This is a genomic window from Pseudomonas sp. G1002, assembly GCF_013385455.1.
Lineage (GTDB): Bacteria > Pseudomonadota > Gammaproteobacteria > Pseudomonadales > Pseudomonadaceae > Aquipseudomonas.
The window spans coordinates 115,040-128,942 of record NZ_JACAPY010000019.1 but is presented as its reverse complement, the minus strand read 5'-3'; the positions used below and the strand labels follow the sequence as shown (position 1 = coordinate 128,942).

Annotated in this window: 10 protein-coding genes; 2 read left to right on the top strand and 8 right to left on the bottom strand. The window is 61.6% G+C overall.

The features are described from left to right. Window positions 1-2 precede the first annotated feature (2 nt). Window positions 3-845, bottom strand: coding sequence for an alpha/beta fold hydrolase (locus tag HX801_RS09725; RefSeq protein ID WP_134326405.1), 843 nt, complete (start codon window positions 843-845; stop codon window positions 3-5). A gap of 288 nt (window positions 846-1,133) precedes the next feature. Between HX801_RS09725 and HX801_RS09720 the strand changes: the two genes are divergently transcribed. Continuing rightward, entirely contained in the window at window positions 1,134-1,721 is a 588-nt protein-coding gene (locus HX801_RS09720) for a LysE family translocator (RefSeq protein WP_177021975.1), read from the top strand. A 1-nt stretch (window position 1,722) separates the two neighbouring features. On the opposite strand, the gene HX801_RS09715 is transcribed toward HX801_RS09720, so the two are convergent. From HX801_RS09715 to HX801_RS09690, 6 genes are all read right to left on the bottom strand, one after another. Beyond that, the gene (locus HX801_RS09715) at window positions 1,723-2,547 is read right to left on the bottom strand and encodes an AraC family transcriptional regulator (protein ID WP_087692401.1); all 825 of its coding nucleotides are present in this window, start codon (window positions 2,545-2,547) and stop codon (window positions 1,723-1,725) included. Window positions 2,548-2,610: 63 nt separating this feature from the next. Further along, window positions 2,611-6,054: a hypothetical protein gene (locus HX801_RS09710; RefSeq protein ID WP_177019982.1), complete on the bottom strand. Its 3,444-nt coding sequence runs from the start codon at window positions 6,052-6,054 to the stop codon at window positions 2,611-2,613. 156 nt (window positions 6,055-6,210) lie between these two features. Next, on the bottom strand, window positions 6,211-8,679 hold the full coding sequence (locus HX801_RS09705) for a TonB-dependent siderophore receptor (RefSeq protein WP_371316560.1): 2,469 nt from the start codon (window positions 8,677-8,679) through the stop codon (window positions 6,211-6,213). A gap of 96 nt (window positions 8,680-8,775) precedes the next feature. Continuing rightward, window positions 8,776-9,735, bottom strand: a complete 960-nt coding sequence (locus HX801_RS09700; RefSeq protein WP_177021973.1) for a FecR domain-containing protein — start codon at window positions 9,733-9,735, stop codon at window positions 8,776-8,778. Next, a complete protein-coding gene (locus tag HX801_RS09695) occupies window positions 9,732-10,262 on the bottom strand; it encodes a sigma-70 family RNA polymerase sigma factor (RefSeq protein ID WP_177019984.1) in 531 nt (176 codons plus the stop codon). Before HX801_RS09695 ends, HX801_RS09700 begins: the two co-directional genes overlap by 4 nt. 96 nt (window positions 10,263-10,358) lie before the next feature. After that, window positions 10,359-11,270: a LysR family transcriptional regulator gene (locus HX801_RS09690; protein WP_177021972.1), complete on the bottom strand. Its 912-nt coding sequence runs from the start codon at window positions 11,268-11,270 to the stop codon at window positions 10,359-10,361. Between the two features lie 110 nt (window positions 11,271-11,380). Between HX801_RS09690 and HX801_RS09685 the strand changes: the two genes are divergently transcribed. Next, window positions 11,381-12,226 carry an oxidoreductase gene (locus HX801_RS09685; protein ID WP_008435212.1) on the top strand — a complete coding sequence of 282 codons (846 nt, stop codon included), beginning with the start codon at window positions 11,381-11,383 and terminating at the stop codon, window positions 12,224-12,226. A gap of 71 nt (window positions 12,227-12,297) precedes the next feature. Here HX801_RS09685 and HX801_RS09680 read toward each other — a convergent pair whose 3' ends face one another. Continuing rightward, complete coding sequence (locus HX801_RS09680) at window positions 12,298-13,902, bottom strand: ABC transporter ATP-binding protein (RefSeq protein ID WP_177021971.1); 1,605 nt, start codon at window positions 13,900-13,902, stop codon at window positions 12,298-12,300. Window position 13,903 lies beyond the last annotated feature (1 nt).

The following is a 13,903-nucleotide window of genomic DNA, read 5'->3' as shown; positions in this document are numbered from 1 at the left end:
GGCTATTTGCTGTCCAGGAAGTCCAGCAGCGCGGCATTGAACAGCGTCGGGTCCTGCAGGAATGCGAAGTGGCTGGTGTTCGGCAGAATCAGCAGGCCCGCTCCCGGAATAGTCGCCGCGATGTATTCGGTGTGTTCACGCTTGATCGCCTCATCGTGGTCGCCGTCGACAATCAGGATCGGAGTCTTGATGGACGCCAGTTGCGCGTCGGTCCAGTTGGGTTGGCTGGCCCACATATGGCTGATCTGCTCGACGAAGGCGTCGTACTCTTTTGGCGTCGGCGAGTGCCTGGCGTACTCCTGGCCGGCGCGTTCGATGAAGGCGGCGAAGGTCGGGTTTTTCTCTACGCCATCCTTGACCCCGGAGGTCTGGGTGTTGGCGGCAAAGGCAAACACCTTGCCGATACGGTCGGGATGGCGCAGGGCAAGATCGATACCGATGATTGCGCCGTCGCTCCAGCCGACGATATCGGCGCGGGGGATTTTCAGGCTGTCGAGTACGGCGACCACATCATCGGCCATCAAGTCGTAACCGAAGGGGTTCTCGTCCCGGGAACTGCGCCCGTGGCCACGGCTGTCGAGGCTGATGACCGTGTGTTTGGCGGCCAGCGCCTTGACCTGGTTGCCCCAGTAATCGGAATTGGACAGGCCACCGTGCAGCAGGATGACCGGCGAACCATGCCCGGTCTTGGTGTAGTAGACCTTGATGCCATTGACGGCGGCATAGCCGGTCTTGGCCCCCGCAATCGGCGCCGGGGTGGGCGGAAGGGTTTCCCAGCGTTCCGCGGCCTGAACCCCGGAGAGGGACAGCAACAGGCAGGCAGCTGCCAATAAGCGACGTGACATGGCGATTCCTTTTTTGTGAGCAGGTTGAGGTCATCCGGCCAGATGTGCGCTCGACTCTAGCACCGTGCCTACCTTGGGAAACACGCATTTTTTCCTATCAAAAACGCCCTTTGGAAAGAGAAAAATACAGTTATATCAATGGAATAAATTTGTCTTTTGCAGCGGGTGGGCTAAGGGTTTCAACTGATGGTTTTTTCGGTCATTCCCGGCAGGGGCATTTTCTTCAATACCGCGATCCATCTTCTCCTTAAGGTTCAGCTCATACCCGCACAACAAAAAGGAATTGCAATGAGCTTGATCATTTCCATGGCCGCCTTCGCCCTGGCCACGTCCATCACCCCGGGACCGGTGAATGTGGTGGCCCTCAGTTCAGGCGCGCGCTTTGGGTTTGCCGCCAGCCAGAAGCATGTAGCCGGGGCCGCGCTGGGGTTCACCTTGCTGCTGGTGCTGATTGGCCTGGGGCTGCATGAGGTGCTGGTGCGCTGGCCGCTGCTGACGCAGTTGATTCAATGGGGCGGGGTGGCCTTCCTGTTGTACATGGCCTGGAAACTGGCCGTGGACAATGGGCGCCTGGACGCTGAAGGCACGGCCGCGGCGCCGTCGATGCTCTATGGGGCGATCATGCAATGGCTCAACCCCAAGGCCTGGCTGGCGTGTGTGGCAGGCATGGGGCTGTTTGTCGCCGATGGCGATGCGCAGCAAGTCTGGCTGTTTGCGACGATCTACCTGGTGATTTGCTACTTGTCGGTGGCGTGCTGGGCGTACGCCGGGACGTTCCTGCGCCGCTACCTGAGCAATCCCCAGGGCATGCGCCTGTTCAATCGCTCGATGGCCGCCTTGTTGGTGGCCAGCGTGGGGTATCTGCTGCTGGCCTGATTCAGCCGCGATATTGCCCGGGCGTCGCCGCCAGGTGCTGTTTGAACGTGCGCTGGAAATGCGCCTGATCAGAAAAGCCGGCCGCCAGTGCGACGTCGGCGATCAACTGGCCGCTGCGCAACTGGGTGCGGGCAAACTGAATACGGCGATTGACCAGGAATGCGTGGGGCGTCATGCCGTAATACTGCTTGAACGCACGAATCAGGTACGATGGCGACAGTTCAGCCGCCTGGCAAATGTCTTCGAGCTTCAGGGCCTCGGTGCAATGTTCGCGGATATAGTCGGCGGCGCGCTCCAGCTTGTGATTGACCTCGCGCACCGGAGTTGTCGACGGGTTGAGGCGTTGCTGCACCTCGGTGAAAAAACTCACCACCGCACTCTGCTTGTGCAGGTGTTCGGCGTGGTTGTCCACCAGCACCTCATACAGCTCGTTCAGCCCGCGGTACAACGCGACATCCGTGGTGTGGGTGGCGGTGAACGGACGAAAGTCCTGGTCCTTGCTGAAACCCAACTGGTGCTGCAGGTCGGTCAGCCAGGCCGTATCGATATACAGCATGTGATAGGACCAGGGCAGATCATCAATGGGGTTGCAGGCGTGGACATCCCCGGGATTCATCAAGACCACGGTGCCGGTGCTGATCTTGAAGGTCGATGCCCCATGGATGTACAGGCTCTGCCCGGCCGTGATCGCGCCGATGGAAAAGTGCTCGTGGGCGTGGCGGGTGTAGCAGACCTTCCGCCCGTCGGCGATGGTGCGAGCCTCAATGAACGGCAGGCGTTCGTCGCGCCAGAAGGAAGGGGCAGTCGGTTCGAGGGGCGATCGCATCACTACAAGTCTCACCGGGAAACAATGCAGTGAATGATTACACAGAAACCGGCCTGCAACGTTTCATTTCATGGTTTCGGGTTCCATTCTGCGCAGGAAGCCGATCCGCGGATCTACGCCGTTGATGGCGTCTGCCAGGGAAAGGGGTTGCTTCGCCGCCGCTCGCGCCTCATCGGCGCCTACCAGCAAGTGCTGGTCAATCACGATGCTGGCAATGGCCAGGCTGCGTGGCGAGGTGAAGGTGTTGGGTACCACAGGGCCCGGCCCATAGACGGCAGGCAGCTCGGCAAAACGTTGGGCAATGACCGTCGCGTGTTGCTGCCCGTTGGGAATGGTGCCGCGCGCGTACGCTGACCAATCGATCGGCAGCGGGCTGCCTTGGGTATTGCCGGTGCGCAGGGCCTGTTCGAATATTTGCAGGGTCAGGCCCGGTAATGGGGCAACCTTCAGTTGCTTTGGGAGAAATTCGTAGAAGCGCTTGTCGCCGGCGTACCTGCACAACACCAGCACCCCGAATCTCCCGATGCCCGATGTCTGCCCGCCAGCACTGGTGCGTGACGTTTGCAGGCGATGGAATTCCAGGCTGCCATATTCCATGCCTTTACGGCTAAGCAGGGGCAGTTGTGACATCCAATACACGATCGACTGTAGCAGCGCGGCGCGCACCGCCGTGTAGCGCTTCTCGAACTCGGCCGCGAAAGTGGAATGGATTGACCCCAACTCATCGAACCGTGACGCCATGCTGGCGAAATCAACGTCCTTGAGGGTCGAGCGCCATTGCGTTGTGCCTTTGGTCAGCTTGCCTGCCATGTGCAACTGAACCAGGGAAACGGCGGTATTGGCGGCGATATCCGGCTCCGAGCGGTTACCAGGCCTGGCCTGCCATTGTATGACCATTCGCTCCAGATCGGTGCTACCGGCAAACACCCGCTGAAGATCCTGCAAGGCTATCTCATACAGGCTGGTATGCCCGTTCTTCTTCAACTCGGAACTGATCTGCAACTGGTTGAGCTGCTCGTTCAACGCGGCAATGGCGCGATTCTTCTGCGTGGTACTGTGCCCATCAACGTTTTTGGCCAGTACTCCGTTGGCCACGGCCCAGTCGACGATCGGCAGACTGCCTCGGCGAACCCGGCGGGAGGGCATGATGAAGTAGATCACCGCCATGAAGTCGGTGAAGCGCATGGCCCGTGATGCACCCGGTGTTTCAGCTTCGATCAGGTCCACGTATTGCTTGAAATGTACCCAGGTATGGGAACTCATGTACGACACCTCATCAGGGATGTCCCGCACCAGGAATTCCGGGGCGATGCCCGCCAGCAACAGGTGCGCGGCCATGGGTACGGCGCTGGTGCGCAGGACCTTGAACTGGACCATGGCTTCTACGGCGTTACGGACTTCATGGAAGGTCAGGCCCCAGTTGTAGGAATCGGTCAGGTCATAGCCGGCGACAGTGGCCCGCTGCTTACCAGCATTCGCGTCCAGGCTGAGAATCAGTGCGGCAAACAACAGTGCGTTTCTGCTGGCACGGGTGTTTGCAGCGCTGGCGTGTTCACCGTACCAGCCCACGGTTTCCGATAGCCGCGCGGCCAGTGCCTGGGCCGGGGGCGATGCCAATAGTTGGTGCAGCAGCAGATCAGCCTCGGCGCGCACCTGGTCACGGTTTTTTTCGCCGACGATTGTTTCGCTCAGGTAGTCGAACAGTTTTACGTCCTGGTTGGGCAGGAAGGCGGCGACGGTCTGCAGCACCTGTTTGCGTTGCGCCGCCAGCAGTGGCATCACCTGCAATGCCCGCCAGTAGTTGCCGTGGCGTGGCTGTTTGGTTGTCGGGATGCGCAGGATGCGTGCCGTGGCATGGGCTTCGTCACGGGTAGCCGGTAGCGCCATCTGGTAGAGGTTGAGTAACTGGCGCAAGCTGACCTGGCCATTGGTGCTGATGCGCCCGCCGGATTGGCGGGCCAGTTCCAACAGGGGTTCGGCCATCGAGGTCAGGCTTGAAAGCGGTGTGTCCGCACGGGTGAGTACCTTGGGCGCATCGTCCAGCGCGTAACCACTGAGTTCGCCGTCCGCGTTCAGTACATACACCCGGGCAAGGTTGAATTGGCGGGTGGCGCTCACGCGTTGAAAGGCCGATTCCTGGCGCAAACCTGCGAGCAGTTGCGCCCCTTTGTCCACCAGAGTGGCAAAGGGCGAGTCAGCCGCCAGGTTGAACGTCATGTCCAGGGTGCTAGTGAGCTGCGTATCGAGGGTGATCGACTTGAGTGCTGCTTGCATGGTGTAACGGTCATTGAGGACTGCGATATGGCGCATGTGTTTGCTGACGGCCACCAACGAGTGGGCGGCCGAGCTGACATAGGGAAACGTCGCTGCGCTGGTGGCGCGCAGTTGTTCCACCAGGACCTGAACGTCCCCTGCACTGGCAGGACGGGGTAGCCGATACACCGTCATCAGCGCGGCCAGGCTGAGGCTGGCGTCCGGCAATATGTCGGTATGGGCGAGATTGGCCAGGCGCTCCAGCTCATCCCATTGCTGATTCAGCGCTGAGTTGTTGGAGCGATCCAGAGGTGAGGTATTGGCCTCGCGGCCGTCGGTCACGGCGATCACTACTTTTTGGTCGACGGAATAGCGGTAAGTGGGGGCAGCGCCTTGACTGGCAGGGTTGAGGCTCGCGAACTCTTCTCCCTGCGTCACGGCGTAAAGCAGCTGTGCCGCGTACTTTAAGGTGCTCGACAACATTGAGTCCGAGTCCAGCGTGCATCGTTGCAGGTAGAGCTGCAGCCAATCGAAAGGCGGGCTGCCGTTTGTACTTTGTTCCAGGAGCGTCTGCAGCGCATCGGCCAGTTGTTGGTAATCCCGCTGCTCCTCGGTCAAGCGCTTGCGCAGGGTGGATTTGAGCCGCCCGCTTTCATCGACACCGGGCAGCGTGTCGAGGGTATGGATCTCTTCGAGAATCACCTGAGCCTGCAAATGATTGGTCGGTACCGGGTAGCCATAGAAGGGCAATACCAGGTTCAGAGGCAGTGTCCTCGAATGAGGTTCGACGAGGTTTTCCATGAATGGCAAGCCGGCGTTGACCGTATCGATAATCTGCACCACCTCCAGGATCGGATTCGCGACGCGCCACCAATCAGAGTCTTTGTCCAGGGTGAAGGTGTACGGTGTTTTGACCGTGCCTTCCAGGATCGTGGCCTGCAGATCGCCGCCCCGAAACACCAGGCTCGCCAGTTCCAGGTCATGGCGTGAGGCCCACTCACGGAAGGCCGGGCGGCCGATGGCGTCACAGAAGAGCCGCACCCAGCGACCGAGCATGGTATTTTCCGGCACGCTGATCAAGATGGGTTCGGTTGCCGGGGTGGTGCCTTGGGCAACCAGTCTGATCAAACCGGCGATCAGTTCGGCGATCAGCACTTGATCGTCCTTGAGGCGCAATGCCTGGTGCTTGATCAGGTCCAGGGCGGAGGGAGAAATATTCTTCAACAGGTGGGACAGAAAGGGTAAGTCATCCATGGCGTTCAGGCTCTGTGCAAGGTCGCCCACGTGCTATGGGCGACCGGAGCCTGCATCGTCGGATGGGCCGGGCCAGAACAAAAGACGTACCTTCCTGACGGGATGTAGCCCGAGTCGACTGCCGTTGCAAGCGCTACGGCAGTCTGGCGTTTGGGCTCAAAAATCCCAGCGGGTCGCCAATTGCAGGCTGCGCGGCTCGCCGTAGAAACCGGTACCGAAGTTGCCCAGGCCGGTGTAGTACTTTTTGTCGAACAGGTTCTTCACGTTCAACGTGGTGCTCAGGTGCTCGTTGAAGCGGTAGCGCGCCATCACGTCCACCAGGAAGTAGCTGTCCTGGGTAATGCGTGAGTTGTGGCCGAAATTCACCGAGTCGTTGGGATCGGGCTGGAACACATTGCCGAAGAACTCGCTCTGCCAATTCACGCCGCCGCCCACGGTCAGGTTCTCCAGGGCGCCGGGCAGGCGATAGGTGTTGAACAACCGCACCACTTGCTGGGGCGTGGTGGTTTGCAGCACGGAGCCATAGACGTAATCGCCGTTGGCGTCACGGCTGTGCTGGTAGGTGTAGCCCGCCGAGACGTTCCAGCCGTCCAGCACTTCACCGGCCAGTTCGACTTCAAAGCCCTTGGTGGTGGCGCCGGCAATCGGGCGATACACCGAGTCGGTCTCAAACCCGGAAACGTACTGCGCAACGTTGTCCTGTTCGATGCGAAATGCGGCGAAGCTGGCGTTCAGGCGGCCGTCGAAAAATGCTGCCTTGAGCCCGGCTTCGTAGGTGTCGCCTTCAATCGGATCGAGCAACTTGCGGTCGGCGTCCTTGCTGTTTTGCGGTTTGTAGATCTTGGTGTAGCTGGTGTACACCGACCAGATGTCATTCAGGTCGTAGACGATACCGGCATAGGGCGTGACGACGCCGGTCTGGCGGTAGGTGAAACGGTTGTCGGCCTTGGTCGGGTCGTAGAAGTCGGTGTTGTCGGTGCCGCTGAAGTTGCTGACGCGGGTGCCCAGGATCACCGACAGGTCATCGGTGGGTTTCAAGCGCGTGGCCAGGTACGCGCCGGTCTGGCGTTGCACGATGTCGTTCTGGCCGCTGCGGGGAATGTCAGGCTTCGGGTATTCGCCGCGCCAGTCGTAAATGCTGCCGCCCACGGGCGGGTAGATCGAGCCGTACACCGGCACGTCCTGTTTCGAGCGGGTGGCCATGAAGCCCATGATCAACTCATGCTCGCGCCCGAACAGGCTGAAGGGGCCATTGAGGTTGATGTCCAGGGTGTTTTGCACCTGGTCACCCTTGTATTTGCCCATGAACATGTACATCCCGTCACCCGTGACCGGGTCCGGGTTGCCGCCGCTGGCGGAGGCGAGCAGGGTATCGTGCTGGCTGCGCTTGCGGTCAAGGCTGACTTTCAGCGACCAGTCGTTCGCGAGCTTTTGTTGCACCGAGGCAAACAGGGTCTGGTTCTGGAAGTCGCGGCGGCTCCAGTCGGCGGCCGGGTTGAAGGACCGCGAGAAGTCGGTGCGTGAACCGTTGCTGAAGTACATCGGGAAGCCGGTCCAGCTGGCGCCACGGGAGCGGGTGTCCTGCTGGTCGATGCCGAAGGTCAGCAGGGTGTCCGGCGTCAGGTCGGCTTCGAGGATGCCGTAGGCAATGTCCTTGGTGTTCTGGTAGTGGTCCAGGTACGACTGACGATCCTGATACACGCCGACGAAGCGCCCGCGCACATTGCCGGAGTCGGTCAGTGGCCCGGAAATATCGCCTTCGGTGCGGTAGTTGTCCCACGAGCCGAAGGTCTGTGTGACGGAAGCCTTGAAGTCCCGGGTGGGCTTTTTGCGAATCAGGTTGACCGTGGCCGAAGGATCGCCGGAGCCGGACATCAGGCCGGCTGAGCCCTTGATGATTTCCAGGCGGTCATACACCGCCATGTCGGTGCTGGTGGTGCCGTAGTCATACACGCCGTCGTAGGTGGAGTTGACCCCGTCGTACTGGAAATTGGTGATCGGCAGGCCGCGGCTGGAAAACTCCCAGCGTTCGCTGTCGTAATTCTGCACGCTCACACCGGGCGCACGGCGCAGGGTGTCGGCGATGCTGGTAGAGCCTTGGTCGTCCATTTGTTGGCGGGTGATCACTGTTACCGACTGCGGCGTCTCGCGCATCGACAGCGCCAGGCCGGTGGCCGAAGCCATGGCGCCGGTGGTGTAGGAGTGCGTATCTTCGGTGGTGGCGCCCAGGCCTTCGCCGGAGATGGTGGTGGCGCCCAGTTCCAGGGCGCCGGTGTTGGCCGGGACCAACTCCAGTACGTAGCCGTTGTTGCCCTGGGGCACGGCCTGCAAGCCGCTGCCTTGCAACAGCCGTTGCAAACCGCTGGCTGGGGTGTAGCTGCCGTTGAGGCCCGGGCTGGTTTTTCCGCTGGCCAGGCTGTTGTGGCCGGCGAAAAAGATCCCGGACTGCTCGGCGAAGCTGTTCAGCACGTTGACCAACGAACCCGCGGCGATGGTGTAGTGGCGGGCCGTTTCCTGAGTCGACGGCGACTCGGCGGCTTGCGCGTCGAGCGCGCCCAGGCACAACAGGGTAGCAGTAACGGCCAGCGCCAGCGGGCGCAAAGTGAAGCGAACGGGTTGCGACATGAACATTCCCTTTGGATCAAATCGATCGGCGAATTGAAAGCATCTGCAGGGTTAACCGAACGAGTTTTGGAAAAGGGAACTGACGGCTGAAAGTTTTTATGTGCCTGGGTGTTTGGGCCTGACCGTGACCCACCAGGGCATGAGCGTGTCGACCTGAATCGGCAGCGCGGCCTGTAGCAGGCGCAGTGCGTGGTCGCTGTCTTTGAGGGGGAACGAACCCATTACCGGCAATTGCGCCACGGCTGGATCACAGCCCAGGTGGCCGGGGCGAAAACGGTTGAGCTCGGCGACCAGTTGGCCAAGCGGCAGGTTGTCGGCCAGCAGTACGCCACGGCTCCAGGCCTCACGGGTGGCGGATGCGGGTGAATGGAGATTGAACCCATCGCGGGTGAACGCCACTTGTTGCCCGGCCTCGATGATTCGTTGTTGCTGGCTGGCGGCGGTGCGCAGTTCGACCCGGCCTTCAAACACATTGAGCACGGTGCTGTCGCCGTCCTGCAACACGCTGAAACGGGTGCCGAGTGCCCGCAGGCGACCCTGCTCAGTCTCCACCAGAAACGGGCGGTTCGGGTCCTTGGCGGTCTCGATCAGCACTTCGCCGAAACGCAGGTGCAGCAAGCGCTGGACCCGGTCAAAACGTACATCCAGGGCGCTCAAGGCGTTCAACCACAGGCGACTGCCATCGTCCAGCAGCGCTTCGCGGGTTTCACCTCCGGCGGTTGCGTAATCCGCACTCCAGCCTCCCACCAACCGGGGCAGGGCGGTGTTGCGCCAGGTGCCCCAGGCCAACGTTGAACCGGCACACAGCACCAGCAGGGTCTTGAGCGTCTGGCGCCGAGAGCTGCGCAACGCACGGCTGGCGCTGTGGGATTGCTCGGCCAACGGCGCAAAGCGTTGGCTGACCCGTTCTACATAACCCCAGGCGGCCTGGTGTTCCGGACTTTGCCCGAGCCATGCCTGCCAGTGCTGGGCAGCCTCTGGCTGATCCTGCAGGCGTACGTACCATTGGGCCGCTTGCTCAAGGCTGGCATGGCTGAGCTTTCCGGGACTGTTCACTCCACGAGCATCCCGTCCAGTTCCGCTTCCAGTACCGCGCAATGCAGCAGCGCCTGGGCCAGGTATTTTTTCACCATCCGTTCGCCTACCCCGAGCTGTTCGCCGATCTGCTTGTAGGGCAGGCCGTGCAACTGCGCCAGCAGGAACGCTTCGCGCACCTTGTGGGGCAGCCGCGCGAGCATGGCGTCCACTTCGTACAGGGTTTCGACAATGATTGCCCGCTGCTCCGGCGACGGTTGCAGGGCTTGCGGCCGGTCCGCGAGGCTTTGCAGCCACGCTTGTTCCAGTTGGCGCCGACGCCAGTGATCAATGCACAACCCCCGGGCGATGGTGGCCAGGTAGGAGCGCTCCCGCGTCTCATCGGCGCCGGCCGGCGGGCGCTTGAGTACCCGGATGAAGGTGTCATGGGCCAGGTCCGCCGCATCCCAGCGATTGCTCAGGCGCCGGCGCAGCAGCCCCAGCAGCCAGGAATGGTGATTGCCGTAGAGGTCGCTGAACGAGGTGGACGGGGTCGACACAGTATCCATGTGGCGCAGAAGCCTTGGCGTAAATAAGAATTGGTCGCGATTAAACCAAAGGGCCGGGCACTGCGCAAATGATATTGGTTTGCTTTTGCGGCGTTGTCAGAGCCCACGCTTTTCGGCAATCCATGCGGTGGCCAGGTCGATAAAGGCCCGCAGTTTCGGTTGGCTCTGGGTTCGGGCGGGGAAATACAGGTACAGCCCGCTGCTTGGCGGTACGAAAGATTGCAGCACGGGCTCCAGTGCGCCTGAAGCCAGGTCCTCCATGACCTCGAAATCACTCACGTACGCCAGGCCCTGGCCGGCCCGCGCGGCGGCGATCATCAGGTTGCGGTCATTGACGATCAACCCGCCTTGAACGCCGACCGTAAATTCCCGGCCCGCCCGCTCGAATTCCCAGCGGTGTGCCATGCCCGAGGTCAGGAAGCGATAACCGATGGTTTGATGGGCCGTGAGCGCTTCCGGCGTTGTCGGCTTGCCGGCCTTGGCAAAGTAGGCGGGAGAGCCCACTACCGACCAGTTCAGGTCCGGGGTCAGGCGCACGGCAACCATGTCTTTGTCGATGGATTCCCCCAGGCGAATACCGGCGTCGAAGCCCTCGGTCACCAGGTCCACCGTGGCATCATCGAGGGAAATATCCAGCACCACATCGGGAAAGGCCTCGCGAAAGCGCGGGATCAACGGCTCGATCAGCAACTTGCCCGACAACCTTGGCACCGTCAGCCGCAGAGTGCCCATGGGCCGGTCGCGGTAGCCACTGAGGGCCGCCAGCGCATCGTCAATCTCCCCGGCGGCGGGGCGCAGGCGGCTGTAAAGCGTCATGCCGGCCTCGGTCAGCGCTACCCGGCGCGTGGTGCGCTGGAACAGCACCACACCCGTGCGCTTCTCCAGGGTCTTCACCGCATGGCTGACCGCCGTCGGTGTTACGCCGAGGCGTGCAGCGGCCTGGGTGAAGCTCTTCAGTTCGGCCACGGCGAGAAATTCGGTCAAGCCATTGAAGGGATCAAGGTTCATCAGTCAGCCATTATGAAATTCTGTTTCAGAGTGCTTGTAGCACGAGACGGTTTTTCAGGCTAATGCCTCAGCGTACCTTGGCTCCACATTCACTCCATCAGGTACGGATCATGACAACGGCACATTCCTTCAAGCGTGTTTGGCTGGTAACCGGGGCTTCCCGGGGCATCGGCGCGAAAATCGTCGCGGCAGCTCTGGCCCACGGTGATGCGGTGGTGGCGACGGCCCGCAACGCCCATACCGTTACCGAACGCTTCGGTGAGCAACCCGGGCTGCTGGCGGTGCAACTGGACGTGACCGACGAATCCCAGGCTGCCGACGTTGCCCGTGCCGCCATTGAGCACTTCGGGCGCATTGATGTGTTGGTCAACAATGCCGGTTTTGGCCTGCTGGGCGCGGTGGAGGAGGCGTCTGCCGATGAGGTTCGCCGCTTGTATGAAACCAACGTGTTCGGGCTGCTCAATGTCACCCGCGGTGTATTGCCGTTCATGCGCCAGGCGCGCAGTGGGCACGTGATCAATATTTCGTCGGTGGGCGGCTTCCGTTCGGGGGCGGGATTCGGCACGTATTGCTCGACCAAGTTTGCCGTTGAAGGGTTGAGCGAGGCGCTGCACGCAGAGCTGGCACCCTTGGGCGTCAAGGTGACGGTGGTGGAGCCGGGTTATTTCCGCACCGACTTCCTGGATGGCAACTCCCTGGTGGAGTCGCCCTTGATCATCGACGACTACGCCGCCACGTCCGGCGAGGTGCGCAAGCTGGCCAAGGTCTACAACCAGCAGCAACCGGGTAACCCGGAGCTGCTGGCAGTGGCCATGATCAAGCTGGTGGAAGCGCCGCATCCGCCGATGCGCCTGGCCCTGGGCACCGATACGTTGCAGGCGATTGAGGACAAGCTGGCTTACGTCAAGGAAGAGACCGCCGCCTGGCGTGAACTGTCGGCCTCAACCGATTTCTGACACCCAATGGCGTAGCAGCTGTCGAGCCGCAGCCTCGCTGGGGCTCGACAGCTGCTACGGTGGTTCTACTGCTAGGGGCCGGGCACCAAAAACGCCGCCTCCAGCAGTTGCCGGGTGTAGGCATGCTGGGGGTTGGCGAAGATCGCGGGTGCATCTCCCTGTTCAACCGCCTGCCCGTGTTTTACCACCATCAGTTGGTGACTCAAGGCCTTGACCACCGCCAGGTCGTGGCTGATGAACAGGTAGGTCAGGTTGTACTTGGCCTGCAGGTTGCGCAGCAGTTCCACCACCTGGCGCTGCACGGTACGGTCGAGGGCCGAGGTCGGCTCGTCCAGCAGAATCAGCCGGGGCTTGAGCACCAGTGCGCGGGCAATAGCGATGCGCTGGCGTTGGCCGCCGGAAAATTCGTGGGGGTAGCGATTGCGGGTTTCCGGGTCCAGGCCCACTTCCTTCAGCGCGGCGATAATCGCCGCTTCCTGCTCGGCGGCAGTGCCCATCTTGTGAATACGCAGGCCTTCGCCGACGATCTCGCTCACGCACATGCGCGGGCTCAGGCTGCCAAACGGATCCTGGAACACCACCTGCATTTCCCGGCGCAGCGGGCGCACCTGTTGCTGGCTGAGCTTGTCCATCTGATGGCCTTCGAAGCGGATGCCGCCATTGCTCGCAATCAGCCGCAAAATTGCCAGGCCCAGGGTGGATTTGCCCGAGCCGCTTTCACCAACGATGCCCAGCGTCTGGCCCTGGGGCAGGCTGAAGTTGATGCCATCCACCGCCTTGACGTAATCGACGGTATTGCGCAGGAAGCCTTTCTTGATCGGGAACCAGACCTTCAGGTCATCGACTTCCAGCAACGGCGGGCCGACTTCATTGGTGGCGGGGCCGCCGCTGGGTTCCGCTGCCAGCAGCTCCTGGGTGTAAGGGTGCTGCGGCGCCTGGAACAGGCTTTCGCATTCGGCCTGCTCGACGATGCAGCCTTTTTGCATCACGCATACCCGGTGGGCAATGCGCCTTACCAGGTTCAAGTCGTGGCTGATCAACAGCAACGCCATGCCCAGGCGCGCCTGCAGTTCCTTGAGCAGCTCCAGGATCTTCAGCTGCACGGTGACGTCGAGTGCCGTGGTCGGCTCGTCCGCAATCAGCAACTCCGGCTCATTGGCCAGGGCCATGGCGATCATCACCCGCTGGCGCTGGCCGCCGGACAGCTCGTGGGGCAGCGCCTTGAGGCGTTTATAGGGCTCGGGGATGCCCACCAGTTCCAGCAGCTCCAGGGTGCGTTTGGTGGCCACCTTGCCGGTAAGCCCCTTGTGCAGGCCGAGCACTTCGTTGATCTGCTTCTCGATGGAGTGCAGCGGGTTCAGCGAAGTCATCGGCTCCTGGAAAATCATCGCAATCCGGTTGCCGCGGATATGCCGGATGGTCTTTTCTTTCAGGGTCAGCAAATCGTGGTTGGCGTACTGGATCGTCCCCGACGGGTGACGCGCCAGCGGGTAGGGCAGCAGGCGCAAAATCGAGTGCGCCGTGACCGACTTGCCCGAGCCGCTTTCGCCCACCAGTGCCAGGGTTTCGCCGCGCTTGATATCGAAGCTGACGTTGTTCACCACCCGCTGGTGGCTGTTGCCTACGACGAACTCGACGGAGAGGTCGCGGACTTCGATCAGATTGTCCTGATTCATC

Coding starts and splice junctions, on each gene's coding strand:
- HX801_RS09725 (WP_134326405.1), bottom strand. CDS start 845: ATGTCACGTCGCTTATTGGCAGCTGCCTGCCTGTTGCTGTCCCTCTCC.
- HX801_RS09720 (WP_177021975.1), top strand. CDS start 1,134: ATGAGCTTGATCATTTCCATGGCCGCCTTCGCCCTGGCCACGTCCATC.
- HX801_RS09715 (WP_087692401.1), bottom strand. CDS start 2,547: ATGCGATCGCCCCTCGAACCGACTGCCCCTTCCTTCTGGCGCGACGAA.
- HX801_RS09710 (WP_177019982.1), bottom strand. CDS start 6,054: ATGGATGACTTACCCTTTCTGTCCCACCTGTTGAAGAATATTTCTCCC.
- HX801_RS09705 (WP_371316560.1), bottom strand. CDS start 8,679: ATGTCGCAACCCGTTCGCTTCACTTTGCGCCCGCTGGCGCTGGCCGTT.
- HX801_RS09695 (WP_177019984.1), bottom strand. CDS start 10,262: ATGGATACTGTGTCGACCCCGTCCACCTCGTTCAGCGACCTCTACGGC.
- HX801_RS09690 (WP_177021972.1), bottom strand. CDS start 11,270: ATGAACCTTGATCCCTTCAATGGCTTGACCGAATTTCTCGCCGTGGCC.
- HX801_RS09685 (WP_008435212.1), top strand. CDS start 11,381: ATGACAACGGCACATTCCTTCAAGCGTGTTTGGCTGGTAACCGGGGCT.
- HX801_RS09680 (WP_177021971.1), bottom strand. CDS start 13,902: ATGAATCAGGACAATCTGATCGAAGTCCGCGACCTCTCCGTCGAGTTC.